At 74.5% G+C, this 26349-nt stretch carries 29 protein-coding genes; 8 read left to right on the top strand and 21 right to left on the bottom strand.

Translation table 11 applies throughout. From position 1 onward, the window contains the following. Positions 1-22: 22 nt before the first annotated feature. Together E9529_RS03255 and E9529_RS22535 are read right to left on the bottom strand one after the other, a co-directional pair. Positions 23-217 (bottom strand): GNAT family N-acetyltransferase, encoded by a 195-nt coding sequence (locus tag E9529_RS03255; protein WP_236829668.1) that lies wholly within the window; start codon positions 215-217, stop codon positions 23-25. After that, positions 130-519, bottom strand: coding sequence for a hypothetical protein (locus E9529_RS22535; RefSeq protein WP_236829667.1), 390 nt, complete (start codon positions 517-519; stop codon positions 130-132). Before E9529_RS22535 ends, E9529_RS03255 begins: the two co-directional genes overlap by 88 nt. Positions 520-594: 75 nt before the next feature. Here E9529_RS22535 and E9529_RS03245 point away from each other — a divergent pair, with 75 nt between their 5' ends. Beyond that, positions 595-2076 carry a sensor histidine kinase gene (locus tag E9529_RS03245; protein WP_236829666.1) on the top strand — a complete coding sequence of 494 codons (1482 nt, stop codon included), beginning with the start codon at positions 595-597 and terminating at the stop codon, positions 2074-2076. Between the two features lie 125 nt (positions 2077-2201). On the opposite strand, the gene E9529_RS03240 is transcribed toward E9529_RS03245, so the two are convergent. Beyond that, a complete protein-coding gene (locus tag E9529_RS03240; protein WP_236829665.1) occupies positions 2202-2453 on the bottom strand; it encodes a WhiB family transcriptional regulator in 252 nt (83 codons plus the stop codon). Between the two features lie 279 nt (positions 2454-2732). Next, the gene (locus E9529_RS03235; RefSeq protein WP_236829664.1) at positions 2733-3758 is read right to left on the bottom strand and encodes a diacylglycerol kinase family protein; all 1026 of its coding nucleotides are present in this window, start codon (positions 3756-3758) and stop codon (positions 2733-2735) included. Between the two features lie 89 nt (positions 3759-3847). Between E9529_RS03235 and E9529_RS03230 the strand changes: the two genes are divergently transcribed. Beyond that, positions 3848-4330: a hypothetical protein gene (locus E9529_RS03230; RefSeq protein ID WP_236829663.1), complete on the top strand. Its 483-nt coding sequence runs from the start codon at positions 3848-3850 to the stop codon at positions 4328-4330. A gap of 16 nt (positions 4331-4346) precedes the next feature. On the opposite strand, the gene E9529_RS03225 is transcribed toward E9529_RS03230, so the two are convergent. The 7 genes from E9529_RS03225 to sodN all read right to left on the bottom strand — a co-directional run bounded on the left by E9529_RS03225 (position 4347) and on the right by sodN (position 8647). Beyond that, positions 4347-5129, bottom strand: a complete 783-nt coding sequence (locus E9529_RS03225) for an HAD-IIA family hydrolase (protein WP_236829662.1) — start codon at positions 5127-5129, stop codon at positions 4347-4349. Positions 5130-5145: 16 nt separating this feature from the next. Next, on the bottom strand, positions 5146-5583 hold the full coding sequence (locus E9529_RS03220) for a hypothetical protein (RefSeq protein WP_236829661.1): 438 nt from the start codon (positions 5581-5583) through the stop codon (positions 5146-5148). Then, positions 5580-6086 (bottom strand): GNAT family N-acetyltransferase, encoded by a 507-nt coding sequence (locus tag E9529_RS03215; RefSeq protein ID WP_236829660.1) that lies wholly within the window; start codon positions 6084-6086, stop codon positions 5580-5582. The genes E9529_RS03220 and E9529_RS03215 overlap by 4 nt, the downstream gene beginning before the upstream one ends. Further along, positions 6083-6880 carry a CDP-diacylglycerol--serine O-phosphatidyltransferase gene (gene pssA, locus E9529_RS03210; protein WP_236829659.1) on the bottom strand — a complete coding sequence of 266 codons (798 nt, stop codon included), beginning with the start codon at positions 6878-6880 and terminating at the stop codon, positions 6083-6085. Before pssA ends, E9529_RS03215 begins: the two co-directional genes overlap by 4 nt. Positions 6881-6888: 8 nt before the next feature. Further along, on the bottom strand, positions 6889-7566 hold the full coding sequence (locus E9529_RS03205) for a phosphatidylserine decarboxylase (protein WP_236829658.1): 678 nt from the start codon (positions 7564-7566) through the stop codon (positions 6889-6891). A gap of 81 nt (positions 7567-7647) precedes the next feature. Further along, on the bottom strand, positions 7648-8061 hold the full coding sequence (locus E9529_RS03200; protein WP_236829657.1) for a VOC family protein: 414 nt from the start codon (positions 8059-8061) through the stop codon (positions 7648-7650). A 181-nt stretch (positions 8062-8242) separates the two neighbouring features. Continuing rightward, positions 8243-8647: a superoxide dismutase, Ni gene (sodN, locus tag E9529_RS03195; protein WP_222194002.1), complete on the bottom strand. Its 405-nt coding sequence runs from the start codon at positions 8645-8647 to the stop codon at positions 8243-8245. A gap of 51 nt (positions 8648-8698) precedes the next feature. On the opposite strand from sodN, the gene E9529_RS03190 reads away from it, so the two are divergent. Beyond that, the gene (locus E9529_RS03190; RefSeq protein ID WP_236829656.1) at positions 8699-9085 is read left to right on the top strand and encodes a S26 family signal peptidase; all 387 of its coding nucleotides are present in this window, start codon (positions 8699-8701) and stop codon (positions 9083-9085) included. On the opposite strand, the gene E9529_RS03185 is transcribed toward E9529_RS03190, so the two are convergent. Beyond that, positions 9071-9673: a dTDP-4-dehydrorhamnose 3,5-epimerase family protein gene (locus E9529_RS03185; protein ID WP_236829655.1), complete on the bottom strand. Its 603-nt coding sequence runs from the start codon at positions 9671-9673 to the stop codon at positions 9071-9073. The two genes, E9529_RS03190 and E9529_RS03185, sit on opposite strands and share 15 nt — an antisense overlap. Before the next feature lie 53 nt (positions 9674-9726). Between E9529_RS03185 and E9529_RS03180 the strand changes: the two genes are divergently transcribed. Continuing rightward, positions 9727-10920 carry an NADP-dependent malic enzyme gene (locus E9529_RS03180; RefSeq protein WP_236829654.1) on the top strand — a complete coding sequence of 398 codons (1194 nt, stop codon included), beginning with the start codon at positions 9727-9729 and terminating at the stop codon, positions 10918-10920. Here E9529_RS03180 and E9529_RS03175 read toward each other — a convergent pair. Genes E9529_RS03175 through E9529_RS03165 form a run of 3 tightly spaced genes read right to left on the bottom strand, consistent with a single transcriptional unit; the run spans position 10910 to position 14905 of the window. Further along, positions 10910-12349, bottom strand: a complete 1440-nt coding sequence (locus E9529_RS03175; protein WP_236829653.1) for an aminotransferase class V-fold PLP-dependent enzyme — start codon at positions 12347-12349, stop codon at positions 10910-10912. The genes E9529_RS03180 and E9529_RS03175 overlap by 11 nt on opposite strands. Further along, the gene (locus tag E9529_RS03170; RefSeq protein ID WP_236829652.1) at positions 12346-13686 is read right to left on the bottom strand and encodes an MFS transporter; all 1341 of its coding nucleotides are present in this window, start codon (positions 13684-13686) and stop codon (positions 12346-12348) included. The genes E9529_RS03175 and E9529_RS03170 overlap by 4 nt, the downstream gene beginning before the upstream one ends. 22 nt (positions 13687-13708) lie before the next feature. Further along, the gene (locus E9529_RS03165; protein ID WP_236829651.1) at positions 13709-14905 is read right to left on the bottom strand and encodes an RtcB family protein; all 1197 of its coding nucleotides are present in this window, start codon (positions 14903-14905) and stop codon (positions 13709-13711) included. 67 nt (positions 14906-14972) lie between these two features. On the opposite strand from E9529_RS03165, the gene E9529_RS03160 reads away from it, so the two are divergent. Beyond that, positions 14973-15257, top strand: coding sequence for a hypothetical protein (locus E9529_RS03160; RefSeq protein WP_236829650.1), 285 nt, complete (start codon positions 14973-14975; stop codon positions 15255-15257). A 6-nt stretch (positions 15258-15263) separates the two neighbouring features. On the opposite strand, the gene E9529_RS03155 is transcribed toward E9529_RS03160, so the two are convergent. The 6 genes from E9529_RS03155 to E9529_RS03130 all read right to left on the bottom strand — a co-directional run bounded on the left by E9529_RS03155 (position 15264) and on the right by E9529_RS03130 (position 22883). Beyond that, positions 15264-15977, bottom strand: a complete 714-nt coding sequence (locus E9529_RS03155) for a metal-dependent hydrolase (RefSeq protein WP_236829649.1) — start codon at positions 15975-15977, stop codon at positions 15264-15266. A 213-nt stretch (positions 15978-16190) separates the two neighbouring features. After that, positions 16191-16370 carry a DUF6104 family protein gene (locus tag E9529_RS03150; RefSeq protein ID WP_236829648.1) on the bottom strand — a complete coding sequence of 60 codons (180 nt, stop codon included), beginning with the start codon at positions 16368-16370 and terminating at the stop codon, positions 16191-16193. Between the two features lie 76 nt (positions 16371-16446). Continuing rightward, the gene (locus E9529_RS03145; protein WP_374201305.1) at positions 16447-20232 is read right to left on the bottom strand and encodes a multifunctional oxoglutarate decarboxylase/oxoglutarate dehydrogenase thiamine pyrophosphate-binding subunit/dihydrolipoyllysine-residue succinyltransferase subunit; all 3786 of its coding nucleotides are present in this window, start codon (positions 20230-20232) and stop codon (positions 16447-16449) included. A 132-nt stretch (positions 20233-20364) separates the two neighbouring features. Beyond that, positions 20365-21174, bottom strand: coding sequence for an ankyrin repeat domain-containing protein (locus tag E9529_RS03140; protein WP_236829646.1), 810 nt, complete (start codon positions 21172-21174; stop codon positions 20365-20367). 75 nt (positions 21175-21249) lie between these two features. Next, positions 21250-22005 (bottom strand): ABC transporter permease, encoded by a 756-nt coding sequence (locus E9529_RS03135; RefSeq protein WP_236829645.1) that lies wholly within the window; start codon positions 22003-22005, stop codon positions 21250-21252. Further along, positions 22002-22883: an ATP-binding cassette domain-containing protein gene (locus E9529_RS03130; RefSeq protein WP_236829644.1), complete on the bottom strand. Its 882-nt coding sequence runs from the start codon at positions 22881-22883 to the stop codon at positions 22002-22004. Before E9529_RS03130 ends, E9529_RS03135 begins: the two co-directional genes overlap by 4 nt. A gap of 239 nt (positions 22884-23122) precedes the next feature. Between E9529_RS03130 and E9529_RS03125 the strand changes: the two genes are divergently transcribed. Genes E9529_RS03125 through E9529_RS03115 form a run of 3 tightly spaced genes read left to right on the top strand, consistent with a single transcriptional unit; the run spans position 23123 to position 26346 of the window. After that, the gene (locus E9529_RS03125) at positions 23123-23593 is read left to right on the top strand and encodes a universal stress protein (RefSeq protein WP_236829643.1); all 471 of its coding nucleotides are present in this window, start codon (positions 23123-23125) and stop codon (positions 23591-23593) included. A 13-nt stretch (positions 23594-23606) separates the two neighbouring features. After that, positions 23607-24677 (top strand): adenylate/guanylate cyclase domain-containing protein, encoded by a 1071-nt coding sequence (locus E9529_RS03120; protein ID WP_236829642.1) that lies wholly within the window; start codon positions 23607-23609, stop codon positions 24675-24677. 31 nt (positions 24678-24708) lie between these two features. Next, complete coding sequence (locus E9529_RS03115) at positions 24709-26346, top strand: ABC-F family ATP-binding cassette domain-containing protein (protein ID WP_236829641.1); 1638 nt, start codon at positions 24709-24711, stop codon at positions 26344-26346. Positions 26347-26349 lie beyond the last annotated feature (3 nt).

Raw genomic sequence — 26349 nt, 5'->3', positions numbered from 1 at the left:
GAGCGGTGCCCTGGACGGGGACTCACACGTCCACGGCGTAGACCAGCAGGTCGACGCCGGGCACCGGCGTCCAGTCGCGCTCGGGCAGCCGGGTGAATCCCAGCCGTTCGTAGAGCCGGTGGGCCGCGGTCATGCGGGTGCCGGTGGAGATGACGACGCGCCGCCGGCCGGCCTGCCGGGCGCGGGCCAGGCAGGCGCGCACCAGCGCCTCGCCCACGCCGCGGCCCTGCGCGCCCGGGTCCACCACGAGCATGCGGAACCGGCCTCGTCGGGGGACTCCAGCACCTCGCCGAAGTCGCCGCCGGGCACGAAGGCGACGCTGCCGACGACCTCGCCGGCGTCGTCCCGGGCGACCAGCAGCTCGGCCACCCGCGCGCGGCCGGCCACGTCGGCCAGCTCGGCCGCGTAGCCTGCCGACGCCAGCCCGCCGTCCACGTAGACCCGCACGGTGAGGCCGGCGATGCGGTCGTGGTCGGCGGGGACGGCCGGCTCGATGCGCAGGGCGGGCAGCGGCAGCACGGCGCCCAGGCTAGGCGGGGGCCGGTCCCGCCCGCGCGGGGGACGCTCCGGAGCGCGTCCTAGGCTCGGGCCACCATGAGCAGCCTCTCGGAGCGCCTCACCCGCGGGACGGCGTCCAGCCCCGCCCAGGTCGACCACGCCCGCCGCCTCGTGGCCGACTGGCAGCTGCTGGCCGACCTGGCCTTCGCCGACCTGACGCTCTGGGTGCCGCAGCCCTGCGGGTCGTGGTGGTGCGTGGCGCAGGTGCGCCCGCTGACCGCGCCCACCAGCCGTCCGGAGGACATGGTCGGCGTCGAGCTGGACGCCGAGGCAGCCCGCCCGTTCGCCGCGGCGCTGCGGGAGGGGCGGCCCGTCACCGACGGGGAGCCGGACTGGTCGGGGTCGACCCCGCGCCGCCGCGAGGTCATCCCGGTGCGGCACGAGGGCGTGGGCATCGCCGTGCTGGCCAAGGACACCAACCTGGCGGTGACCAGGTCGCCGTCGACGCTGGAGCTGACCTACCTGGACATCGCCGCGGACCTCTGCCTGATGGTCTCCGCGGGCACCTTCCCGCCGGTCACGATGCAGGACGCGGAGATGAGCCCGCGGGTGGGCGACGGGCTGGTGCGCCTGGACCGGGCCGGCCGGGTGTCCTATGCCAGCCCGAACGCGCTCTCGGCCTACCGCCGGATCGGCGTGGCCGGGGACCTGGCCGGGGCCGACCTCGCCGAGGTGACGTGCCGCGCGGTGACCGACCGCGTGGCCGGGGAGGCGGCCGCGGCGGGCATCACGGCGGCGGCGGCGGGGCGCTACCTGGACCCGATGGACGTCGAGGGCGCCAGCGCGACGCTGCTGCTGCGGGCCCTCCCGCTGCAGGCCCCCGGCGCCGAGCACGGGGCGCTGGTGCTGGTGCGCGACGTGACCGACGTCCGCCGGCGTGACCGGGCCCTGCTGACCAAGGACGCGACCATCCGGGAGATCCACCACCGGGTGAAGAACAACCTGCAGACGGTGGCGGCGCTGCTGCGGCTGCAGGCCCGGCGGATGACCGAGCCGGCGGCCCGGGCGGCGCTGGAGGAATCGGTGCGGCGGGTGGCCTCGATCGCCGTGGTCCACGAGACCCTCGCGGGCAGCCGGGAGGACGTCGTCGACGTCGACGACGTCCTCGACCAGGTTCTGCCGATGCTCGGTGACCTCACCAGCGTGGGACCCGCGGCCCGCACCCGGCGGACCGGGTCGTTCGGGGAGCTCCCCGCGGCCGCGGCGACGCCGCTGGTGCTCGCGGTCACCGAGCTGCTGCACAACGCGGCGGAGCACGCCTTCCCCGAGGGGGAGCCGGGGGTGATCGAGCTGGTCGCCGAGCGCGACGGGGGAGACCTCCGCGTCCGGGTCCGCGACGACGGTCAGGGGTTGCCACCCGGCTTCGACCCCGCGGCCAGCGACGGCCTCGGGCTGCAGATCGTGCGCACGCTGGTCACCAGCGAGCTGGGCGGCAGCCTGGCGATGGGCCCGCTGGAGGGCCGCTCGGGCACCGAGGTGGTGCTGACGCTGCCGGAGAGCGCCTGGCCGCGGCGCTGAGCCTCCTGGCCCCGGACGACGCCGAGGCCGGCCCGGGGAACCCGGACCGGCCTCGTGGCGGTCGGTGCGACTGCGGTGGTGCGGACGCCGCCGGGGTGGCCCGGCGGCGCGGTCGTGCTCCGCGGTCAGGCGGTGTGGACCCGGGTGCGAGCCTGGCGCCGCTTCAGCGCGCGCCGCTCGTCCTCGGAGAGCCCACCCCAGACACCGGAGTCCTGGCCGGAGCGCAGGGCCCAGTCCAGGCACGACGAGACCACCGGGCAGCGCTGGCACACGGCCTTGGCCTGCTCGATCTGGACGAGCGCGGGGCCGGTCGTCCCGATCGGGAAGAACAGCTCCGGGTCCTCGTCCCGGCAGAACGCGCGGTGGCGCCAGTCCATGGCGTTGTACTCCTCGATGTCGTCTGCGGTCGGTACGTCAGTCGCTGTGCTCGGTCTGCGATCGCCGGGCCGACGCCGGTGACCCGGCGTCATGTCGTGAGCGACTTCCTGCTTTGTTACCGGCAGGTTGCGTCCCGGCAGCGATGTTTTCACGTGCCGGACGCCTGTCAAGGGAAACGCGGTCAGCGCTGACCCCCGCGTGAGCAACTTCACCACGCCCGTGCTAGGCCCGCCACCCGGCGGGAGGAAAACCCTTGTCGAATGCGCGCGGAGGTGGTCTCAGGCGATGACCCGCAGCGCGTGCGGGACGTTGGTGATCCGCAGCCCCGTGGCGGTCCCGAGGTGGTCGCCGTCGACCTGCCAGCCCTGCGGCCGCACCGCCGTGACGGTCAGCTCCTGCAGGTCGTGCCACCGGTGCAGGCCGCGACCGCGCAGGTCGGGCTCGGGGCGCATGGTCTGGCGCAGCGCGCGCAGCATCCGGGCGGTGCCGGTGCGCCCCAGGGCGAAGACGTCCAACCCCGTGTCGAAGGAGGCCTGCGGGGTCGGGTTGACCGGCCGGGCCCCCAGGTAGGTCCAGGGGCTGACGTTGGAGACCAGGCAGAGGAAAAGCTCCTCGACGGGCGGCTCGCCCGGGACCTGGAGGGTCATGGCCGGCCGACGCCGCTCGCGGCCGAAGAGGAAGGCGCTGGTGCCCTCGCGGACGTAGAGGGCGCCGGTGGACCGCCGGCCCCGCGCGCGACGGGCCTCGACCCGCGCGATCACCTCGGCGTCGAAGCCGAAACCGGCGGCGAAGACGAACCAGCGGGGGTCGGTCCACCCCGGGCCGTCGGCGGCGGCGTCGGCGCGGGCGACCGCCTCCGCCGCCGACGGCGCCACCCCGGTGACCGCGGCGGTGCTGGTGCCGGTGGCGCTGGCCGTGCCGAGAGAGACCGAGCGGGTGCGGCCGGTGCGCAGCGAGGCGAGGATCTCCGCGGTCGCCTCCACCGGGTCCCGGGACCGGCCCAGCGCGCGGGAGAACACGTTGGTCGAGCCGCCGGGCACCACCGCCAGCGCGGGCACCCCCGGCCCGGGGCCCCGCGCGAGCAGGCCGTTGACCACCTCGTTGACCGTGCCGTCGCCCCCGAGCGCGACGACGACGTCGAAACCGTCCCCGGCGGCCGAGGCGCCCAGCTCGTGACCGTGCCCGCGGTGGGTCGTCTCGGCGACGTCGACCTTCAGCTCGCTGGCCAGGGCGCCGACCAGCACGTCGCGCATCTTGGCCGTGGTGGTCGTGGCCGCAGGGTTGACGACCACGAGCGCGCGCATGCCGCCAGGCTAACCAGGGGGATCGCGGTGCACGGCGGAGGTCGTCGGCGCGGACCGGGCGAAGCGGCCTGCCGCGTAGTCTCGCCGGTGTGACCGAGGACCGCGGCACGCCCGCCCCGCCGCCCCGTCGCCTCGCCGACCGGCTGTTCGGTGCGTCGGTGGCGCAGCCGGTGGCGCGCCCCGCCGCGCCGGGGAGGCAGGCGCCGCCGTCGCTGCGCCGGGCGGCGCTCGTGGTGGCGCTGGAGGGGCTCGCCTTCGGCGTCCTGACCCTGGTGCTGCTCTACCTCACGCTGACCGGCAACGCGGAGAGCGTGCCGCGCGCCCTCGCCGAGGTGGTGCTGGCGGCGCTGGCCGCCGGCCTGCTCCTCGCGGCCGCGCGCGGGCTCTGGCGGGTGGCGGACTGGGCCCGCGCCCCGGTGGTGGCCCTCCAGCTGTTCCTCGGGCTCACCGGGTTCACCCTCGCCTTCTCCGCGCAGCAGCCGCTGATCGGTCTGCCGATCCTGGCGCTGGTGGGGGCGGTGCTGTACCTGCTCGCGGCGCCGGACTCGCGGCTGGCCTACGAGGACCGCTGAGGGGCGGTCGGGCTACTCAGACGAGGTCGATGACGTCGGCGATGGAGTCGCAGACGCGGCTCGGCCGGAACGGGAAGCGGCTGATCTCGTGCTCCGCGGTGGAACCGGAGAGCACCAGCACCGTCTCCAGCCCCGCCTCGATGCCCGCGACGACGTCGGTGTCCATCCGGTCCCCGACCATGATCGTGGACTCCGAGTGCGCCTCGATCCGGTTCATCGCGCTGCGGAACATCATCGGGTTGGGCTTGCCCACGAAGTAGGGCTTCGCGCCGGTCGCCGCCGTGATCATCGCGGCCACCGACCCGGTTGCCGGGAGCGGGCCCTCGGGGGAGGGGCCGGTGACGTCGGGGTTGGTCGCGATGAAGCGCGCGCCGCCCTCGACGAGCCGGATCGCGCGGGTGATCGCCTCGAAGGAGTACGTGCGCGTCTCGCCCAGGACGACGTAGTCCGGGTCGGTGTCGGTCATGACGTAGCCGACCTCGTGCATCGCGGTGGTGAGCCCCGCCTCGCCGATGACGTAGGCCGAGCCGCCGGGGAGCTGCGTGGCGAGGAAGTCCGCGGTCGCCAGCGCCGAGGTCCAGATCGCCTCCTCCGGCACGAGCAGGCCGGTGCGGCTCAGCCGGGCCGCCAGGTCGCGCGGCGTGAAGATGGAGTTGTTGGTGAGCACGAGGAAGCGCCGGCGCCGCTCGACCAGCCGGTCGAGGAACTCCTTGGCGCCGGGCAGCGCGTTCCCCTCGTGGACGAGCACCCCGTCCATGTCGGTCAGCCAGCACTCGATCGGTCCGCGTTCGGTGGTCATGGTGCTCATCCCTCGGTCAGTGCCACGTGCGAGGTGTGCCCTCGGCCAGGTGGAGGTCGGCGAAGCGCGCGCGCTTCCGGATGATCCCTCGGAGCGAGTGCGGCGCCGGCACCGCCAGGGCCGGACCTCCGTCGCGGTGTTCCAGCTCGACCCGGACGGCGTCGGAGCCCTCGTGCCGGACGTCGGCGACGAAGGCGACGGCACGGATCGGGTCGCGCTCGGCGACGGCGCCGGCGTGCAGGAGCTCCGGCACGGCCTGCGACGGCGGCCGCTCACCAAGCCCCGGGTCGCCGTGGGCGAAGCCGATCTCCCCGTCAGCCGTCAGCGTCGACGAGCACGGGAAGAACTCCCCGTGCTCGTCGAGCAGCTGCTCGGCCGTGTCCACCGCGGGGCCGACCAGCGAGTCGCGATCGCCCTGGACCGGCTGAGGCGTGCCCCCGCGCCGGTCGGTCATGACGGAGACGCTAGCGGTCCGGTCGTCCCCTCCACGGATGCGAACCTGGACAGCGCGTCGTCGGTCAGGCGGAACACCGTCCACCCGTCCATCGGGACCGCGCCGACGGCGCGGTAGAACTCGATCGACGGGGTGTTCCAGTCCAGCACCGACCACTCCAGCCGGCTGTAGCCGCGCTCGACGCACACCGCCGCGAGGGTGCGCAGCAGCTCCTTGCCGAGGCCGGAGCCCCGGTGCTGCGGCTGGACGTAGAGGTCCTCGAGGTACACGCCGTGGGTGCCGCGCCAGGTGGAGAAGTTGAGGAACCACAGCGCCACGCCGACCACCTCGCCGTCGACGTCCGCCACGTGGCCGAAGAGGGCGGGCGAGTCGCCGAACAGGCAGGCGGTGAGCTGCTCCTCGGTGAGCCGGACCTCGTGCAGCGCGCGCTCGTACTCGGCGAGTTCGCGCACCAGCCCCACGACCGCGGGGACGTCGTCCGGACGGATCGGCCGCACGGTCACGAGAGCGACTCCTTCAGCCGCTCCGGCACCAGCCGGCCCAGCGGTGAGAGCACCGGTACCAGGACCGGGGCCAGCAGGTAGCCGTAGGCCAGCACGCAACCGGTGACCACGGGGAACAGGGCGAAGCCGACCACCAGCAGCACCGCGGTGGCGACCAGCCCGTACGGGCGGCCGCTCTTCGGGCTGACCAGCGACCGGAAGGAGCGGAACCGGATGTTGGTGACCATCAGCACCGCCGGGACGGCGACCACGAGCAGCACCCAGAGCCGGTCGCGGCCCTGCATGTCGTCGCCGAAGGCGAACACGGAGGCGAGGACGACGCCGGCCGCGCCGGGGCTGGGCATGCCGGTGAAGTACCGCTTGTCGGCGGTGGGGTCGATCGTGGTGTTGAACCGGGCGAGCCGGATCGCCGCGCACGCCACCCAGAGGAAGCACACCACCCAGCCCAGCGGGTCCCACTCGTCGCGGCCCTCGGAGAACAGCGTGAAGGCCAGCAGCGCCGGTGCCAGGCCGAAGGAGACCAGGTCGGCCAGCGAGTCGAACTGCAGGCCGAAGGGGGTCACCGCGCCCACCAGTCGCGCGACGGCGCCGTCGGTGATGTCGAACAGCACCGAGAGCCCGATGAGGACGGCGGCCAGGCCGTGGTCGCCGCGGATGGAGACCAGGATGGCGGCGAAACCGCACATCATGTTGCCCAGGGTGAACAGGCTGGGCAGGGTGGCCAGCGCCCGCCGGCGGCTGCCGCGCACCGAGCCCCGCACGAACTCCACGGTGGCCGTGCGCCGTGTCGGCACCGCGGGCCTCAGCGGGTGTCGGGCCAGCGGGCGATGACGCTCTCGCCGCCCCGCACGCGCTGTCCCTCCGTCACGGTGATGGTGCACTCGCGCGGCACGAACACGTCCATGCGCGAGCCGAACTTCATCAGCCCCATCCGTTCCCCCGTCGCCAGCGTCCGGCCGACCCCGGTGCGGGTCACGATCCGGCGCGCCAGCACGCCGACGATCTGCCGGAAGACCACCGTGCGCTCGCCGTCGCGGAGCCGGATCTCGCTGCGCTCGTTGCGGTGCGCCGACTCTTTGCGGTAGGCCGCCAGGAAGCTGCCCTTGCGGTAGGAGCTCTCGACCACCTCCCCGCGGTAGGGGGAGCGGTTGACGTGCACGTCGACGACGGACAGGAAGACGCTCACCTGCTGCCAGCCGCCCTCGGGGGCGTCGCCCGGGGCCACGCCTTCCTGCGGCTCACCGGCGACCATGACCACGCCGTCGGCGGGCGAGAGGACGTCGTCCGGACCGGGGGGCGTGGTGTCGCACCGGCGGTCGGGGTCGCGGAAGAAGACCGCCATGTAGGCGGCCAGACCGAGCAGGGGCCAGGCGGTGAGGCGGGGCCAGCGGCGACCCGTGACCCGGGCGCCGGCGGCGAGCAGGGCGGCCGGGGTCAGCGGGCCGGCGATGAAGGGCCAGCCGGCGGGGTCGATGCGCATGGTGGCCCCCACGCTACCGGGGGCGCTCGCGCCGGGTCGCGCCGTCGCCGGACCACCGGGTCCGGCGACGACGCCCGGGGCTCAGGTGGCGGGTGTGGCGGCGTTCACCAGCCAGCGGATGCCGAACCGGTCGGTGACCTGCCCGAACGTGTCGCCCCAGACCTGCTTCTCGAACGGCACGTCGACGGTGCCGCCGGCGGAGAGCTCCTCGAAGTACCGGGTGAGGGTCTCGGTGTCGTCGCCCGACAGGGAGCAGGAGACCTTGTCCGGCCCGCCTGCCGCCGGGTCGTGCCCGTCGGAGGCCATGAGCTCCAGGCCGGCGTCGGTGCGGAGGAAGGCGTGCATGACGCCGTCGTCGGGGTACTCGCCGCCACCACCGCCGGCGTCACCGAAGGTCATCACCTCCAGCTCCCCGCCCATCACCGAGCGGTAGAACTCCATCGCGGCGCGGGCGTCGCCGGCGAAGTGCAGGTAGGGGTTGAGCCGGATGGCCATGGTCGCTCCTCGGGTCGCGGACGGTCCCAGGAGGGACGGGGGCCGCGCCCGGAACTCATCGGTGCCCGGGAACGTCACCGGCCGGCGACCCCTCGGGGTCGCCGGCCGGTGACGTGCTGGAACGGCCCCGTCCCGAGGCTCACCCCGAACCTGCGAGGGGTGAGGAGGACGGGGTCCTCTTTCAGGCCGCGGCCTTGGTCTCCCAGAAGATCTTGTCGATCTCGGCGATGTAGTCGAGCAGCTTCTGGCCCTCGGCCGGGTCCATGCTGCCCTTGCCGCCGGCGGCGCCCGCCTGCTTGGTGGCCTTGTTGAACAGCTCGTGCAGCTGCGGGTACTTCTCGAAGTGCGGGGGCTTGAAGTAGTCGGTCCACAGCACCCACAGGTGGTGCTTGACCAGGTCCGCCCGCTGCTCCTTGATCATGATCGCCCGGGTCCGGTAGACCGGGTCCTCGTTGCTCTGGTACTTCTCCTGGATGGCCTTGACCGACTCGGCCTCGATGCGGGCCTGGGCCGGGTCGTACACGCCGCAGGGGAGGTCGCAGTGCGCGGTGGCCTCCACGGCGGAGAACATGCGGAACAGACGCATGGGAGGTGCCTCCGGGTTCGTGGGGATGGATCTTCTGCGACCCTACCCGCGGTGATCAGCGCGAACACGTCGGCCGGTCGCGGTCCGGAGGGCGTCCCCGGGCTGGCGACGCGCTGGGTGCTGGCCCGGGTGAGCGGCCCGTCGATGTCGCCGACGGTCCGCCACGGGGACCGCCTGCTCGTCCGCCGGCTGCGGGCCGGTGCGGCCGTGCGCGCGGGCGACGTCGTGCTGGCCCGTTTCCCGGCCCGGCCGGAGCTGCTGGTGGTCAAGCGGGTGCGCCGCGCCGTCGAGGGCGGGCACTGGGTCGAGGGCGACAACCCCCTCGTCGCCGACGACAGCCGCGCGTTCGGGACCGCCGCCGTCGTCGGCCGGGTGGTGGGGCGGCTGTGGCCGCGTCCGGGCCGGCTGTCCCCGCCGCCCGGGTCAGGCGCCGCGTAGCCGCGCGTACCGCTGGGTGCACTCCGCCATCGTCGGCAGCAGCCCCTGCTCCCGGGCCTCGGCGAGGGTGGGCGCCGCGCGGTCCTTCGCCGACAGCTCCGGCGCGACGTCGGCCGGCCACGGCAGGGCGAGGTCGGGGTCGAGCGGGGAGACGCCGAACTCGCGGGCGGGGTCGTAGGGGGAGGACACCAGGTAGGTGACCGAGCTGCCGTCGGCCAGGGAGAGGAAGGCGTGCCCGAGCCCCTCGGCGAGGTAGACCGCCCGCGGCCGCCCGCTGTCGAGCAGCACGGTGTCGTGCGCCCCGAAGGTGGGCGAGCCGACCCGGACGTCGACGACGACGTCGAGCACCCGGCCGGCCGGGCAGTAGACGTACTTGGCCTGACCGGGGGGCACGAGGGCGAAGTGCACCCCCCGCAGCGCGCCGGCCGCCGAGACGCTGTGGTTGGCCTGGGCGAGGGAGAGCGGGTGTCCCACTGCCTGGGACAGCAGGTCGGCGCGGTACCACTCGGTGAAACGGCCCCGCGTGTCCCCGTGAGCCGTCAGGTCGATCACGAAACTGTCGGGCACGGCGAGCTCGCGGATCTGCACGACCGCACCGTAGCGACAGAGCCCCGGTCGGCCGGGTTTACGCTGCTGTGCCCATGAGCGGAAATGCGGCCTCCGGGGACCACGTCGGCACCGACCGTTTCGCCTCCGACCCGGCGTTCGCGGTGCACGAGGGCGGCAAGCTCTCGGTGTCCTCGACCCGCTCCATCGGCTCGATCGCCGACCTCGCCCTCACCTACACCCCGGGGGTCGCCCGGGTCTCCAGCGCGATCGCCGCCGAGCCCGACCTGGCCCGCCGGTTCACCTGGGCCCCCCGCGTCGTCGCCGTGGTCTCCGACGGCACCGCGGTGCTCGGCCTCGGCGACATCGGGCCGGTGGCCTCGCTGCCGGTCATGGAGGGCAAGGCCTGCCTGTTCAGCGAGTTCGCCGGGCTCTCGGCGGTGCCGATCGTGCTCGCCACCACCGACGTGGACGAGATCGTCGAGACGGTCGCGGCGATCGCACCGTCCTTCGGCGGCATCAACCTGGAGGACATAAGCGCCCCCCGCTGCTTCGAGATCGAGGCCCGGCTGCGCGACCGCCTGGACATCCCGGTCATGCACGACGACCAGCACGGGACGGCGATCGTGGTGCTCGCCGCGCTGCGCAACGCCGCGCGGGTGGTGGGCCGGGACCTCGCCGACCTGCGGGTCGTCGTCTCCGGCGCCGGGGCGGCCGGCGTCGCCTGCACCAAGATCCTGCTCGAGGCGGGGGTGGGCGAGATCGCCGTCGCCGACTCGCAGGGCATCCTGCATGCGGGGCGCGAGGTCACCGGCACCAAGCAGTGGCTGGTCGAGAACACCAACCGGTCGGGCTTCGCCGGCACGATGGCGGCCGCGCTCGAGGGAGCCGACGTGTACCTCGGCGTCTCCGGTGGCTCGGTGCCCGAGGCGGCGATCGCCTCGATGGCCGACGACGCGATCGTGTTCTCGCTGGCCAACCCGATTCCCGAGGTCGACCCGGAAATGGCCGCCAGGCACGCCGCCGTCGTCGCCACCGGCCGCAGCGACCTGCCCAACCAGATCAACAACGTGCTGGCGTTCCCCGGCGTCTTCCGCGGGGCGATCGACGCCGGCGCCACCCGGATCACCGAGGAGATGAAGCTCGCGGCCGCCTCCGCGATCGCCGGTGTCGTCGGCGAGGACCTGCGGGCGGACTACATCGTCCCGAGCCCGCTGGACCGCCGGGTGGCCACCGCCGTCGCCGAGGCCGTGGCCGCCTGCGCCCGGGACCAGGGCGTCACCCGCTGAGCTCCGGGCGGTAGACCCGGCCCAGCACGCCGGCGAGCAGCCGCTCGGCGACCGGCCGGGGGAGCGCCGCCACCAGGGCGTGCACCGGGGCCATGCGCTCGGGCAGCGACCCGCCGGAGACCCCGGCCAGCTCCAGGAGCGCCTCCACCTCGGCGACCGTCAGCGCCGCCGGGTCGATCGTGGCGGCCGCGGCGACCAGCCCCGGGTCCGGCACGGGGCGCGGGAGGACGGCCGCGGCTCGCGCGGCGTCGCGGAGGTCCGCCAGCAGCGCCTCCACCCGGCCGGCGGTCGCCGCCGTGACCGTGAGGTGCAGGGTGGCGGGGAGGTCGCCGCCGTCCTGGGCGAAGGGCGGCTGGGGCTGGAGCAGCCAGCCGCGCGCGGTCATCTCGTCGGCGAGGTGCAGGACGTCGACGCCGGCGGGGCCGTCCGCGGCCAGCGCGACCAGCGTGGCGACCGGCCGGCCGACGACCCGGAGCCCCTCGATCGCCGCCGCCCCGGCGGCGAGCCGCACGGTCGCCGCCCGCGCGCGGCGGGCCAGCTCCCGGTACCCGTCGGTGCCCAGCCAGCGGTGCACCGCCCAGGCGGCGGCCATCGCTCCGGCGGGGCGGGTGCCGGCCAGGGTCGGGTTGACGACCGGGTAGCCGGGCCAGCCCGCGGTGCTGAACCAGTGCGCGTGCCGCAGCTCGGGTGTGGCGGTCAGCAGCAGGGAGACGCCCTTGGGGGCGTAGCCGTACTTGTGCAGGTCCACCGAGAGCGACGTCACGCCAGCTACCGAGAGGTCGAACGGCTCGGGGACGTCGCCGAGGAACGGCAGCACCCACCCGCCGATGCAGGCGTCCACGTGGCAGGGCACCCCGGCGGCGGCCGCGAGCCCCGCGACCTCCCCGACCGGGTCGAGGACGCCGTGCGGGTACGACGGTGCGCTCACGACCACCAGCACCGCGCGCTCGTCCAGCTCGCGGGCCACCGCCGAGGGGTCGGCCCGGCAGGTCACCGGGTCGACCGGGATGTCGACGACCTCGACGTCGAACAGGTGCGCGGCCTTCCGGAAGGCGGCGTGGGCGGTGACGGGCAGGAGCATGCGCGGCCGCCCTCCGCCGCCGCGGGCGCGCCAGTGCTCGCGCGCGGCCAGGACGGCGAGCTGGCAGCTCTCCGTGCCGCCGCTGGTGAGCGTCCCGACGGCGTCCGGACCGCCCCCCAGCAGCCCGAGCGCGGCCCCGACCAGGTCGTTCTCGATGCGGGCGACGCTGGGGAAGGCGGTCGGGTCGAGCGCGTTGGTCCACTGGAACGCGGCCTGCGCGGCCGCGGCGAGCTGGTCGACCTCGGCGAGCCCCGAGTCGTAGACGTAGGCCATCGTCGCCCCGCCGTGGGTGGGCACGTCGCCGCGCTGCAGCGCGGTCAGCTCGGCGAGCACGTCCTGCGGCGTCACGGGACCTCCTGGGTGGGGACGGCGTCGAGCCGGTAGCGGGCGAGCACGGGCAGGCTGACGAGCACGAGGAGGGCGGGGACCAGGGTGAAACCGATGCGGACGGCGAGCACGGCGCCGGAGGGCTGGGCGACGACCTCGCCGCCGGTGGAGGAGACGTAACCGGCGACCGCGAGCAGCCCGCCGAGCAGCCCGGGGCCGACGGCCAGACCCAGCGTCTCCGCCGCCGTCCAGACGCCGGTGAAGACGCCCGCCCGGCGCGCGCCGGAGGCGGCCTCGTCGGCGGCGATGACGTCGGGCAGCATCGCGAGCGGGAACATCTGCATGCCCGCGTAGCCGGCGCCCACCAGGACCACGAGGGCGACCGCGATCCCCGTGCCGCCGGTCGGGACGACGGCGAGCGCGCCCGCGGCCCCGGTGAACAGCCCCGAGGAGGTCAGCAGGCCGGCGCGCTTGCCCACCCGGCGGCCCACCCGCAGCCACAGCGGCATGACGAGGAGGGCGGGGCCGACCAGCGCGGCGAACAGCAGCGTGCCCGCGGCAGGGTCGCCGAGCACCTGCTCGGAGAAGTAGGGGACCCCGGCCAGCATCACGCCGATGCCGAGCGCCTGGACGACGAAGCCGGTGAGCAGCACCCGGAACGGCCGGGAGCGCCACGCCAGACGCACGGTGTCGCCGAGCCGCCCCTCGCTGCGCACCCGGGTCAGCGTCGGGGCGTGCCGGGTGCCGACGACGGCGCCGAGCATGCCCAGGGCCAGCAGCGCGGCGACGAACACTGCCATGGCCAGGTGCCCGGCGCGGCCGCCCCCGAAGGCGTCGACGACGGCGGGTGCGCCCGCGCCGGCCAGCAGGATCCCGACCGCGAGCGCGGCGACCCGCCACGACATCAGCGCCGACCGCTCGTCGGGGTCGTCGGTGATCTCCGCCGGCTGGGCGACGTAGGGGACCTGGAAGCAGCCGTAGGCGGTGGCGGCGAGCAGGAAGGTGACCGCCACCCAGGCCGCGGCCACCCCCGGCGGGGCACCCGGGCCCGCGAACACCAGGACGAACAGCGGGGGCAGGGTGACCCCGCCGGCCAGCATCCACGGCCGGCGGGGCCCCCAGCGGCTCTCGGTGCGGTCCGAGCGGTTGCCGATCCAGGGGTTGAGCAGCACGTCCCAGGCCTTGGGCGCGAACACCACCAGGCCGGCGATCCCCGCGGCCACGCCGAGCACGTCGGTCAGGTAGTAGAGGAGCAGCAGCCCGGGGACCGTGCCGAACGCCGCCGTCCCGATCGAGCCCGTGGCGTAGCCCAGGTGCGTGCCCCGGGTCAGCCGGGCGCCCGGTGAGACGGCGGTCACGAGTTCGAGACGGTAGCGGACGTCAGTCGCCCTTGACGTTCACCAGCTGGCGCAGCGTGTGCCGGACCGCCACCAGATCGGCGGCGTCGGCCATCACGACGTCGACGTCCTTGTACGCCGCCGGGATCTCGTCGAGGAACGCGTCGCTGTGCCGCCACTCGATCCCGCGCATCGACTCCTCGAGCTGGGCCCGCGTGAACGTCTTGCGGGCCCTCGTGCGCGAGAACACCCGCCCGGCCCCGTGCGGGGAGCTGTTCAGCGACTCGGGGTTGCCCCGGCCGGTGACCACGTAGCTCGCCGTCCCCATCGAGCCGGGGATGAGGCCGGCCTGCCCCTGCTCCGCCTGGATGGCGCCCTTGCGCGACACCCACAGCTCCTCGCCGAAGTGCCGCTCGAGCTGGGTGAAGTTGTGGTGGCAGTTGACCTGCTCGAGCCGGGGCGTCGCGTCGGCGCGCATGTGCCGGGCCAGGCAGTCGGCGACCCGGTCCACCATCTCCTCGCGGTTGAGCAGCGCGAAGTGCTGGGCCCAGCGCAGCTCGGCGATGTAGCGGTCGAACTCCGGGGTGCCCTCGTCCAGCCAGGCGAGGTCGCGGTCGGGCAGGTCCAGGCCGTCCCGGCGCGCCCGCTCCTGCGCGATCGCGATGTGCTTCTGGGCGATCCTGTTGCCCACCCCGCGGCTGCCGGAGTGCAGGAAGAGCCAGACCCGGTCACCCTCGTCGGCGGTCACCTCGATGAAGTGGTTGCCCGATCCCAAGCTGCCCAGCTGCAGCGCCCAGTTCGGGGCGGTCGTCGTCACCGAGCGCAGCACGCCGTCGCCGAGCTCGTCGGCCGTCGCCTCGAGCTCGGCGACCCGGCGGCGGGCGGTCTCGGTGAGCTTCTTGTTGTAGCGGCCGGCCGACAGCGGGACGGCGCGCTCGATGTCGCCGCGCAGCGGGGCGAGCGGGCCGCGGGCCCGCACCTCGTCCACCGACCAGGGGGTGCGGACGGCGATCATGCCGCAGCCGATGTCGACGCCGACCGCGGCCGGGATGATCGCCCGCCGGGTGGGCAGCACCGAGCCGACGGTGGCGCCCTTGTCTAGGTGGGCATCCGGCATGAGCGCGACGTGCGGGGTGACGATGTCGAGGAAGGCGGTGCGCTCGGCCTGCCGGCGGGTCTCGTCGTCGAGGATGCTCGCCCAGTTCAGCAGCTTGTCCGAGAGTCGCTCCACCCGCTGCATTCTCCGGCGGTGCCCGGCCGGCGGCGACCTGTTTACCCCGGCGCCTGGTTCCGGGTAGGGAGCGCCCATGGCAGCGGTGGCCGCGACCGGCACGTGGGTCGATCCCGACGACGGGACTCGGTACCCCGCCGGGGAGGTGCACGCCTGGGAACGCGGGCGCAACGAGACGGTCTGCGGGTTGTCGCTGAGCCGCTCGCGGCTCACCCGCTTCCCGCACGTCGGCTGGCCGGACGTCCAGCCGGAGTCCGGCCGGCACGCCGAGGAGGTGCAGGCGGTGTGCCGCCGCTGCCGGGCCGGTCAGGGCGCCCGGCGCGACGACCGCGGGTGGACGCGCACGAACCCGCGGCCGTGAGGCGGCTCAGCCCGCGCTGAGGAACCGGTCCACGAGCGGGTCCAGCGCGGTGTGCAGGTCGGTGTTGGTGTAGGCGAGGACGACGGTGGCGACGACGAACAGCGGCACCAGCGCGACCCGTTCCACGGTGGCGCCGGTGCGGATGGGCGAGAGCGCCAAGCGCTTGCGCTTGACCAGCCAGAGCAGCGGCACGGGCACCCCGGCGGTGGTGATCGCGTCCCCGACGACGTGGGTGAGCACACCGGCCGCGACCGCCCAGGGCAGCCAGGACGGGCTGCCGGTGTGGTCCAGCAGCAGCCAGGCGCCACCCCACGACAGCAGCAGGTTGCCCAGGATCGTCGTCTCGGCGCGGCCCGGGATGACGAAGTGCAGGGCGCGCAGCGCGAGCCCGATGGCCAGCGCCATCAGGAGGAGGCTGGACCAGAAGGCGCCGGAGGCCGCCACCGCGAGCGCCCCGAAGGCGATCGGCGCGAGGACGGCGTCGTGCGTGCCCCAGCGGTGACCGCCCGCCAGCGCACCGATCGCCCCGGCCGGCACATCGGTGACGGGCCCCCACATGTCCGACACGGTGGAGTTGCGGTGGTCGAGGTCGGGGAGCATCGCGAACCCGCCGACGGCGGCCACCCAGGCCCCCTGGGCGACGGCGCCGTGCACGGGCGCCCACGGCAGCGTCGCCGCGCCCGCGGCGAGGCCGGAGAGCGCGTGGGAGTGACCGAGCATTCACCCAGAGTGCCGGGGCGGTGTGGGGGCGCGAGGTAGGCGCGCGGCAACCGGCCCGAGCCGCCCCGCGCGGGGCGAGACGCGGGGACGGAGCCGGAGGCTCCTCGCCGCGGCTGCGCGGACGGGCTCAGCTCATGTGCGGGAGGGCACCTGGCCGCGGTGCGATCGGGAGGATCGCGATGTCACCGCGGTGCGGTCCGGAGGACCGCGGTGTCATTCGTCGTCGTCCGTGCCGCCGCGGGCCAGCCACGTGGCCAGCCGCTCGACGGGCACCTCGAAGTCGGGGTGCTGGTCGACGAACGCCTGCATCTGGTCGGCGAGCCAGGCCAGGGTGACCTGCTCCTCGCCGCGCCGCTCGGCCAGCTCCTCGAGGCCCCGGTCGGTGAAGTACATGCCGGAGAACCTACGACGCCCGGCTCCCGAGGTGATCGGGGGCCGGGCGTCGGAGGTGGTCGCGCCGAGGCGTGGGTCAGTCCGCGAAGGCCTCGGCGACCAGCTTGCGCTGCTCGACCTCGTGCACCTTCGCCGAGCCGACCGCGGGGCTCGCCGACGCCCGGCGGCTGACCCGCCGGAGGGTGCGGCCCTCGGGCAGCTCCTCGGGCAGGTTGACCGCCATGAACTGCCAGGCGCCCATGTTCGCCGGCTCCTCCTGCACCCAGACCACGTCCGAGGCGTTCGGGTAACGCTCGAGCTCCGCACGGATCTGCTCGGCCGGCAGCGGGTAGAGCTGCTCGACGCGGACGATCGCGGTGTCGGCGGTGCCCTCGTTCTCCCGCTGGGCCATCAGGTCGTAGGCGACCTTGCCGCTGCACAGCAGCACCCGCCGCACCGCGGAGCCGTCCAGCGGCTCACCGCCCACACCGGTGTCGGGCAGCACCGGGCGGAAGTTCTCCTCGGTGAACGCCTCGACCGGGCTGACCGCCGCCTTGGCCCGCAGCAGCGACTTGGGCGTGAAGACGACCAGCGGCCGGTGCACGTCCGAGAGCGCCTGGCGGCGGAGCAGGTGGAAGTAGTTGCCGGGGGTGGTGCAGTTGGCGACGGTCATGTTGTTCTCCGCCGACAGCTGCAGGAACCGCTCGATCCGGCCGCTGGAGTGGTCGGGGCCCTGCCCCTCCATGCCGTGCGGCAGCAGCAGGACGACGCCGGAGCGCTGCCCCCACTTCGCCTCGCCGGAGCTGATGAACTCGTCGATGACCATCTGGGCGCCGTCGACGAAGTCCCCGAACTGCGCCTCCCAGAGCACCAGCGCCTTGGGGTTGGCCACCGAGTAGCCGTACTCGAAGCCGAGCGCGGCGTACTCGCTCAGCAGCGAGTCGTAGACGAAGAACTTGGCCTGCTCCTCGGTGAGGTTGGCCAGCGGCGTGTACTCCGCGCCGTTCTCCCGGTCGATGAGCACCGAGTGGCGCTGCACGAACGTGCCGCGGCGGGAGTCCTGCCCGGCCAGCCGGACCGGCACGCCCTCCATCAGCAGCGAGCCGAAGGCCAGGAGCTCGCCCATGGCCCAGTCGATGCCGCCCTCGCTGGCCATCGCGGCCCGCTTCTCCAGCATCTTCTGCAGCTTGGGGTGCGGGGTGAAGTCCGGCGGGAAGGAGACGTGCGCGTCGCCGATGGTCTTGAGGACCTCCTGCGAGATCGCCGTCTGCACGGTGGACTCCTGCGGCGTGCGCGGGTCCATGACCGGCTCCGGCTTGGAGGAGTCCTGCGCGTCGTGGGTCTCGGCGAACGCCCGCTCCAGTTGGCCGCGGTAGTCCTTGAGGGCCTCCTCGGCCTCCTCGAGCGTGATGTCGCCGCGGCCGACGAGCGCCTCGGTGTAGAGCTTCCGGACCGAGCGCTTGCGGTCGATGATGTCGTACATCTGCGGCTGCGTCATCGAGGGGTCGTCGCCCTCGTTGTGCCCGCGGCGGCGGTAGCAGACGAGGTCGATGACGACGTCCTTCTTGAACTGCTGCCGGTACTCGACCGCCAGCCGCGCCACCCGGACGCAGGCCTCGGGGTCGTCGCCGTTGACGTGGAAGATCGGGGCGTTGACCATCCGGGCGACGTCGGTCGAGTAGAGCGTCGAGCGCGCCGAGCCGGGGCTGGTCGTGAAGCCGACCTGGTTGTTGATGACCACGTGCACCGTGCCGCCGGTGCGGTAGCCGCGCAGCTGGGAGAGGTTCAGCGTCTCCTGCACCACGCCCTGGCCGGCGAACGCGGAGTCGCCGTGCAGCAGCACGGGCAGCACCGTGAAGCCCTGCTCGCCCTTGTCGATCATGTCCTGCTTGGCGCGGACGATGCCCTCCAGGACGGGGTTCACCGTCTCCAGGTGGCTGGGGTTGCTGGCCAGCGAGACGGCGATCTCGGCGTCGGGCTGGAACGGGTTGCGGAACTTGCCGGTGGCGCCGAGGTGGTACTTCACGTCGCCGGAGCCCTGGACGGTGCCCGGGTCGATGTTGCCCTCGAACTCGCCGAAGATCTTGGCGTAGCTCTTGCCGAGCACGTTGGCGAGCACGTTGAGCCGGCCGCGGTGGGCCATCGCGATCGCGACCTCGTCGAGGCCGTGGTCGGTGCCGGCGATCAGCACCTCGTCGAGGATCGGGATGACCGACTCGCCGCCCTCGAGGCTGAAGCGCTTCTGGCCGACGTACTTGGTCTGCAGGAAGGTCTCGAAGGCCTCGGCGGCGTTGAGCCGGCCGAGCACGTGCTTCTGCTTCTCGCGGTCGGGCTGGGCGTGCTTGACCTCGATCCGCTGCTGGAGCCACTCGCGCTCCTCGGGATCGGTGATGTGCATGTACTCCACGCCGACGGTGCGGCAGTAGGAGTTGCGCAGCACGCCGAGGATGTCCCGCAGCGCCATGAGCCGCTCGCCGGCGAACCCGCCCACCGGGAACTGCCGGTCGAGGTCCCACAGCGTGAGCCCGTGCTGGAGGATGTCCAGGTCGGGGTGGGTGCGGACCTTGAACTCGAGCGGGTCGGTGTCGGCCATGAGGTGGCCGTTGCGCCGGTAGGACTCGATGACCTCGATGACCCGGGCTTCCTTGTCGATCTGCCCCTCGCGCGTGATCCGCACGTCCGGCATCCAGCGCACCGGCTCGTAGGGGATCCGCAGCGAGCGGAAGACCTCGTCGTAGAAGCCGTCCTCACCCAGCAGCAGCGCGTGCAGCTTGCGCAGGAAGTCGCCGGACTCGGCGCCCTGGATGATCCGGTGGTCGTAGGTCGAGGTGAGCGTGATGATCTTCGAGACGCCCATCTCGGTGAGGACCTCGGGGCTCATCCCCTGGAACTCGGCCGGGTACTCCATGGCGCCCACGCCGATGATCGCGCCCTGGCCGGCGGTGAGCCGCGGCACCGAGTGGTTGGTGCCGATCGTGCCGGGGTTGGTCAGGCTGATCGTGGTGCCGGAGAAGTCGTCCATCGTCAGCTTGCCGTTCCGCGCGCGGCGGATGATGTCCTCGTAGCCGGCCCAGAAGCCGGCGAAGTCCATCTCCTCGGCGGCCTTGATCGAGGCCACCACCAGCGAGCGCGAGCCGTCGGGCTTCGGCAGGTCGATGGCCAGCCCGAAGTTGACGTGCTCGGGCTGCACCAGCACCGGCTTGCCGTCGACCTCGGCGAAGGCGCTGTTCATGTTGGGGAACGAGTCCAGCGCCCGGACCAGCGCGTAGCCGATCAGGTGCGTGAACGAGATCTTGCCGCCGCGCGCCCGGGCGAGGTGGTTGTTGATGACGATGCGGTTGTCGGCCAGCAGCTTGGCCGGGACGGCGCGCACGCTGGTCGCCGTCGGCACGGTCAGCGAGGCGTTCATGTTCTTGACCACCGCGGCGGCGGCGCCGCGCAGCGGGGACTGCTTGCCGTCGCCGGCCGGCGGCTTGGGCGCCGCGGGCGCGGGCTTGGCGGCGGGCTTGGCGGCGGGCTGGTCGGTCTTCTGCACGGGCTGGCTCCCCGTCGGCTGGGACCCGGCGGCCGGGCGCTGGACGTCGGGCTTCTTCGCGGCGGGCGCCGCGGGGGCGGGAGCCGCAGGAGCGGGGGAGGCCGGCGCCGGTGCGGCAGCCGCCCGGGCCGGCTCCGTCGCCGCGTTCCCCGAGGGCGCGTGCTCCCGGTCGCCACCGGCCGGCGGGCCGGGGCGGTAGTCGGCGAAGAACTCGTGCCAGGCCTGATCGACGCTGGACGGATCGGCGAGGAACTGCTGGTACATCTCCTCGACCAGCCACTCGTTGGTGCCGAACCCGGCGACCGGGGACGAGCTGGACGACGGTCGGGATGAACTCACGCTTGACACGGGGTCGAGTGCCTTCTTCGTCTCGGGGCTGCGGCTGAGGGGCGCGTCGCTGGACCGGGTGTCGAGTCTACGCCCGGTCCGGGGCGCCGACCGGGTGCGGAGCGGCGTCCGCGTGCCCGGCCCACCTGGTGGTCAGTGCGTGGCGCCGTGGGCGACGAGGAGTTCGACCAGCGCATCGTTGCCGCTGGCCTGGTCCTCGTCGGCCTTCCGGTGCCGGGCCGCCGCCACGCGGCTGATGTCGAGCGCGCTGGCGCCGTCGTGCGTCGTGGCGTTGACGTCGGCGCCGGCGTCCAGGAGCGCCCGGACGATCTCCGGGGCGTCGCCGGTCGCGCCCGCCGCCACGGCGGTGTGCAGCGGCGTGCGGCCGGTGTCGGCGTCGCGGCGGTCGACGTCGGCACCGGCGTCGAGGAGCAGGCGGACCAGCTCCGCGCTGCCCCCGGCGCTGGCCGCGTGCAGCGCGCCGCCGTCGGCGTCCGCGCCCCGGTCGAGCAGGAGCCGGGCGGTGCCGGCGGCCCCGCCGAAGGCCGCCCACGCCAGCAGGTCGACCCCGGTGGCCGGGTCGGTCAGCGCCGCGCCGCCGTCGAGCTCGGCGGCGAGCCGGTCGACGTCGTCGAGGTAGGCGGCGCTGGGCGCGTCGAGCACGGCGCCCAGCTCCACCAGCACCGGCACCAGCTCGGGTGCGTGCTCGAGCGCCACGTGCAGCGGCGTGCGGTGCTGGTCGGTGCGGGCGGTGAGGTCGGCCCCGGCGGTGGCCAGCACCCGGACGACGTCCGCCCGGTCGCAGGCGACCGCCAGGTGCAGGGGGGTCCAGCCACCGTGCCCGTCCCGCTCGACGACGCCCCCGAGCAGCTGCGGCGACTCGGCGACCGCCGACCGGACGGCGTCGGTCTCGCCGTCGACGACCAGCCGGGCGAGCCGTTGGACGGTCATGCGAGTGGTCACGCGTTCTCCGTTCTGCGTTCGGGGCTGCCCGGCGCGTGCGCTCGACCGGTGCAGGGAGGTGGCGGCGTCGGCCCCTCAGGCGATGTCGCGGCGGACCGCCAGGAAGGTGCCCAGCAGGGCCGCCAGGAGACCGTATCCGAGCAGCAGGAGGCCGCCCTGCCAGGCCTCGAGCAGGTCGGGGCCCTCGAAGGTCGCGGTGAGGGCCTCCAGCGCACCTCCCGGCATCCACTTGTACGCCCCCGAGGTGGCCGGGATCGACCGGATGATCGGCTCGATGACGAACAGGTAGACCAGCCCGCCGACGATGGCGCCGACCTGGTTGCGCAGCAGCGCGCCCAGCCCCACGCCGATGATCGCGTAGATGACCAGGGCCAGCCCGGCGCTGCCGAGCGTGCCCAGGTTGTCGGCGTCGAGCGCGGGAGCGGCACCGCGCGCGCCGGCGTGGACGGCGACGGCCGCGTAGTTGACGACCAGCACCACCAGCGCGAACAGCGCCGCCGCCACCGCGTAGGCCAGCAGCTTGGCGATCACGACGTTGCCCCGCCGCGGGGTGGTCAGGAAGGTCGGGGTGGCCGTCCGGTGCCGGTACTCCTGGGTCATGCCGATGATGCCCACGATCAGGAACAGCACGTTGACGTTGACCGCGTTGGCCATCGCCAGCTCCTCGTAGAGCGGCGTGCCCACGGCCGGGATGCCGGACTCCGGGTTGCCGGCGAACGCGGTGAGCAGGACGGCGAAGCCGATCACCATCACACAGGCGCCGAGCAGCAGGCCGAGCCAGACCCTGGTCGTGAAGAGCTTGGTCCACTCCGCGCGGATCAGGTCGGTCATCGCGAGCCCTCCGGGGACGTCGCACCGGCGGCGTACTGCTCCTGGCCGGCGGTGAGCTGGAAGTAGATCTCCTCCAGGCCGCTGGTGCGCGAGCGCAGCTCGTGCAGCTCCACCCCGGCGGCGAAGGCGCGGGCGCCGACCTCGGCGGTGGTGCGGCCGGCGACGGTCAGGCTGTCGTCGCCGTCGAGGGTGACGGGCATGCCGTCGGCGCGCAGCGACTCGGCCAGCCGCGCGACCTGCGGGCTGCGCACGAGGACCGTGCCGCCCCCCTCGGCGCCCGAGCGGAGCTGTGCCATCGACGCCTCGCGGACCAGCCGGCCGGCGCCGACGATGACGACGCGGTCGACGGTCTGCTCGACCTCGGAGAGCAGGTGGCTGGAGACGAGGACGGTGCGACCCTGCTCGTGGGCGAGGTGGCGGATGAACCCGCGCAGCCACTGGATGCCCTCGGGGTCCAGCCCGTTGGCCGGCTCGTCGAGCACCAGCACGGACGGGTCGCCCAGCAGCGCCGTGGCCAGCCCGAGCCGCTGGCGCATGCCCAGCGAGTAGCCGCCGGCGCGCCGTCGGCCGGCGTCGGCGAGGCCGACCTGCGCCAGGACGGCGTCCGCGCGCTCCACCGGCAGGCCGGCGGCGCGGCAGTAGACCCGCAGGTGGTTCCGGCCGGAGCGGGCCGGGTGGAACGCGGTCTCCAGCACCGCGCCCACGGTGCGGACCGGTTCCCGGAGGGAGGTGTACGGGGTGCCGTCGAAGGTGGCGGTGCCGGCGTCGGGCCGGACCAGCCCGAGCAGCATGCGCAGCGTCGTCGTCTTGCCGGCGCCGTTGGGACCGAGGAACCCGGTCACCGTGCCCGGCTCGACGGTGAAGCCCAGGTCGCTCACCGCCCGGACGGAACCGAAGGACTTGGTGAGCCCCCGGACCTCGACCCGCACGGGGCCGGTCGCGGGGGCGTGGGGGGTGGCGATGGCGCTCCTCCTCGTCTGGTGACGCGTGTCGCGACCATCCAAGCGCACCGGGGTGACGATGCGGGAGCCCGCGCGCGCATGTCGCCCGCCGTTCACCGCTCCGGTGCCCGTGACCCCGGGCACACCGCCGGCCGGCGTCGCCTAGAGTGCGCGCCGTGAGCGAGCCCGTGAACGCCTACTCCACGGTCGTCGTCGGCACCGACGGGTCGGAGTCCTCGCTGCGTGCCGTCGCCCGGGCCGGGGCTCTGGCCGGCGCCTGCGGCGCGACGCTCGTGGTCGCCTGCGCCTACCTGCCCGCGGAGAGCGACGACCGCGAGCTCGCCCGCGCCCGGGACGTGCTCGGTGACGAGGCGTACCAGGTCGTCGGGTCGCACCCCGCCGAGGAGACCGTCCGCACCGCCGCCGAGCGCGCGCTCGCCGCGGGCGCCGGCGACGTGCGCACCGTGGCCGTCACCGGCTCACCGGTCGAGACGCTGCTGGAGGTCGTCCGCCGCGAGAAGGCCGATCTGCTCGTCGTCGGCAACCGCGGGTTGAGCGGGATCAAGGGCCGGCTGCTGGGGTCGGTCCCGGCCGACGTCTCCCGCCGCTCGCAGTGCGACGTGCTGATCGTCCACACCACGGACTAGGTCCGCGACGGGCATGGACGATCCCGGGGCGGGCCCCGACCACGGCGCCCGCGAGGCGCTGGAGCGGCTGCTGCTCGGCGGCCCCCGCCGGTACACCCGCCTGGATGTCGGGCGGATGGCCGGGATGCCGCCGGAGCGGACCCAGCGGCTGTGGCGGGCGCTGGGTTTCCCCGACGCCGCCGACGACGACCCCGCCTTCACCGACGCCGACATCGCCGCCCTCGGCGTGCTGTCGACGCTGATCGACTCGGGCTTCGTCGACGCCGACAGCGAGGCCTCCATCGCGCGGGCGATGGGGCAGTCGCTGTCCCGGCTGGCCGACTGGCAGACCGACATGCTGGCCGACGCCCTGCTGCGGGGTGCCCGGGCCGGTGAGGACCCGGCCGCGACCACCGAGCGAGCGGTCGCCGCCGCCCAGGCGCTGCTGCCCCGGCTGCGGGAGGTGCAGGACTACGTGTGGCGCCGGCACCTCGTCGCCAACGTCGACCGGTTGCTCGCGGCCACCGGCTCCGGCGACCGGCGGGAGCTCGCCGTCGGCTTCGCCGACCTGGTCGGCTACACCTTCCGCAGCCGGGGCATGGGCGGCCGCGAGCTCGGCGCGATGGTCGAGGACTTCGAGAGCACCGCCGCGGAGGTGATCGCCCGGCACCACGGCCGGGTGGTGAAGACGGTGGGGGACGGCGTCCTGTTCACCGCGTGGTCGGCCACCGACGCGGCGGACATCGGCCTCGAGCTGCCGGACGCCTGGGCGGCCGAGGACCGGCCCCCGCTGCGGGTCGGCGCGGCCTACGGCGCGGTCCTGACCCGCCTCGGCGACGTCTACTCGCCGGTGGTGAACCTGGCCAGCCGGCTCACCTCGCTGGCCCGCCCGGGCGCGCTGCTGGTCGACCGCGAGCTCGCCGACCGGTTGCGCCCGCTGGAGGGCTACCGGGTCCGGCCGCTGCGGCGGGTGTCCGTCCGCGGCTACGACCACCTGCAGCCGTGGCTCGTGCGGCGCGGCCGGGCTGCCGCGGAGGACGCCGGCAGCGGCTACGACGAGGACGTCTTCGACGTCGAGGAGGACCCGCCGGCGGGCCGGGACTGAGCCCCGCCGGGCGGCTTGGCAGGCTGGAGGGGTGAGCGCCACCCTCGTCGCCCGCGGACTGGCGGCCGGTCACGGCGCCCGCGTGCTCTTCTCCGACCTCGACCTCGTCGTCGCCCCGGGTGACGTCGTCGGCCTGGTGGGGGTGAACGGCGCGGGCAAGTCGACCCTGCTGCGGACGCTGGCCGGGGAGATCCCCGTGGAGGCCGGCAGCATCGCGCTCAGCCCGCCCACCGCGACCCTCGGCTACCTGCCGCAGGAGCACGAGCGGCGCGCGGGCGAGACGGTCCTGGCCGCGCTGGCCCGGCGCACGGGCGTCGCCGCCGCGCAGGAGCTGCTGGACGCCGCCACCGAGGCGCTCGCGGCAGGGGCGCCGGGTGCCGACGACGCCTACGGCGACGCACTGGAGCGCTGGCTGGCGCTCGGCGGGGCGGACCTCGAGGAGCGCGCGTCCGAGGTGGTGGCCGACGTCGCCCCCGGGGTCGGGCTCGACGCGCCGATGACCGGCCTCTCCGGGGGACAGGCGGCGCGGGTCGGGCTGGCCTCCCTGCTGCTGTCCCGCTACGACGTCCTGCTGCTCGACGAGCCGACCAACGACCTCGACCTCGCCGGGCTGGAGCAGCTGGAGCGCTTCGTCGCCGGCTCCCGTGCCGGCGTCGTCGTGGTCAGCCACGACCGCGAGTTCCTCGCCCGCACGGCGAACCGCATCGTCGAGCTCGACCTCGCCCAGCAGCTGGTGCGGGTGCACGACGGCGGCTACGAGGCCTACCTGGTGGAGCGCGAGGTGGCCCGCCGGCACGCGCGCGAGGAGTACGACGAGTTCGCCGAAACGAAGGCGGGGCTCGAGGCGCGGGCGCGGATGCAGCGGAACTGGATGGCGAAGGGCGTCCGCGACTCGATCAAGAAGTCCAAGGACGGCGACAAGCACATCAAGGCGGCCCAGCGCGCGTCGTCGGAGAAGCAGGCGGCCAAGGCCCGGCAGACGCAGCGGATGATCGAGCGGCTCGACGTCGTGGAGGAGCCCCGCAAGGAGTGGGAGCTCCGCATGGAGATCGCCACCGCACCGCGCGCCGGCGCGGTCGTGGCGACGCTGCGCGGCGCGGTCGTCCGCCGGGGCGGGTTCACCATGGGCCCGGTGGACCTGCAGGTCGACTGGGGGGACCGGATCGCCATCACCGGGGCCAACGGCTCGGGCAAGTCGACCCTGCTGGCGGCCCTGCTCGGCCGGGTGCCGCTGGACGAGGGTGCGGCCACGCTCGGCCCGGCGGTGCAGGTCGGGGAGGTGGACCAGGCCCGCGGTCGCTTCCTCGGCACCGAGCAGCTCCTCGACGCCTTCGGGGCGGAGGTGCCCGACTGGCCGACGGCCGAGGTGCGCACGCTGCTGGCCAAGTTCGGCCTCACCGCCGACCACGTGCTGCGCCCCGCGGTCACGCTCTCGCCGGGGGAGCGGACCCGGGCGGCGCTGGCGCTGCTGCAGGCGCGCGGGGTGAACGTGCTGGTGCTCGACGAGCCCACCAACCACCTGGACCTGCCGGCGATCGAGCAGCTGGAGCAGGCGCTGGCGGGTTACCCGGGCACGCTGCTGCTGGTCACCCACGATCGGCGGATGCTCGCCGCCGTCGCCACCGACCGTCTCCTGGAGGTCGACGGCGGGCGGGTCGCCGAGCGCTGAGCG

The sequence above is a fragment of the Blastococcus sp. KM273128 genome, assembly GCF_021698975.1.
Taxonomy (GTDB): Bacteria; Actinomycetota; Actinomycetes; order Mycobacteriales; family Geodermatophilaceae; genus Blastococcus.
This window is presented reverse-complemented; position numbering and strand designations above follow the sequence as displayed.

What these genes read in the sequence shown, in the direction of transcription:
- E9529_RS03245 (WP_236829666.1), top strand. Translation starts at nt 595, where the DNA reads ATGAGCAGCCTCTCGGAGCGCCTCACCCGCGGGACGGCGTCCAGCCCC.
- E9529_RS03240 (WP_236829665.1), bottom strand. Translation starts at nt 2,453, where the DNA reads ATGGACTGGCGCCACCGCGCGTTCTGCCGGGACGAGGACCCGGAGCTG.
- E9529_RS03235 (WP_236829664.1), bottom strand. Translation starts at nt 3,758, where the DNA reads ATGCGCGCGCTCGTGGTCGTCAACCCTGCGGCCACGACCACCACGGCC.
- E9529_RS03225 (WP_236829662.1), bottom strand. Translation starts at nt 5,129, where the DNA reads ATGACCACCGAACGCGGACCGATCGAGTGCTGGCTGACCGACATGGAC.
- E9529_RS03220 (WP_236829661.1), bottom strand. Translation starts at nt 5,583, where the DNA reads ATGACCGACCGGCGCGGGGGCACGCCTCAGCCGGTCCAGGGCGATCGC.
- E9529_RS03205 (WP_236829658.1), bottom strand. Translation starts at nt 7,566, where the DNA reads ATGCGCATCGACCCCGCCGGCTGGCCCTTCATCGCCGGCCCGCTGACC.
- E9529_RS03200 (WP_236829657.1), bottom strand. Translation starts at nt 8,061, where the DNA reads ATGGCCATCCGGCTCAACCCCTACCTGCACTTCGCCGGCGACGCCCGC.
- sodN (WP_222194002.1), bottom strand. Translation starts at nt 8,647, where the DNA reads ATGCGTCTGTTCCGCATGTTCTCCGCCGTGGAGGCCACCGCGCACTGC.
- E9529_RS03180 (WP_236829654.1), top strand. Translation starts at nt 9,727, where the DNA reads ATGAGCGGAAATGCGGCCTCCGGGGACCACGTCGGCACCGACCGTTTC.
- E9529_RS03165 (WP_236829651.1), bottom strand. Translation starts at nt 14,905, where the DNA reads ATGCAGCGGGTGGAGCGACTCTCGGACAAGCTGCTGAACTGGGCGAGC.
- E9529_RS03160 (WP_236829650.1), top strand. Translation starts at nt 14,973, where the DNA reads ATGGCAGCGGTGGCCGCGACCGGCACGTGGGTCGATCCCGACGACGGG.
- E9529_RS03155 (WP_236829649.1), bottom strand. Translation starts at nt 15,977, where the DNA reads ATGCTCGGTCACTCCCACGCGCTCTCCGGCCTCGCCGCGGGCGCGGCG.
- E9529_RS03150 (WP_236829648.1), bottom strand. Translation starts at nt 16,370, where the DNA reads ATGTACTTCACCGACCGGGGCCTCGAGGAGCTGGCCGAGCGGCGCGGC.
- E9529_RS03135 (WP_236829645.1), bottom strand. Translation starts at nt 22,005, where the DNA reads ATGACCGACCTGATCCGCGCGGAGTGGACCAAGCTCTTCACGACCAGG.
- E9529_RS03120 (WP_236829642.1), top strand. Translation starts at nt 23,607, where the DNA reads ATGGACGATCCCGGGGCGGGCCCCGACCACGGCGCCCGCGAGGCGCTG.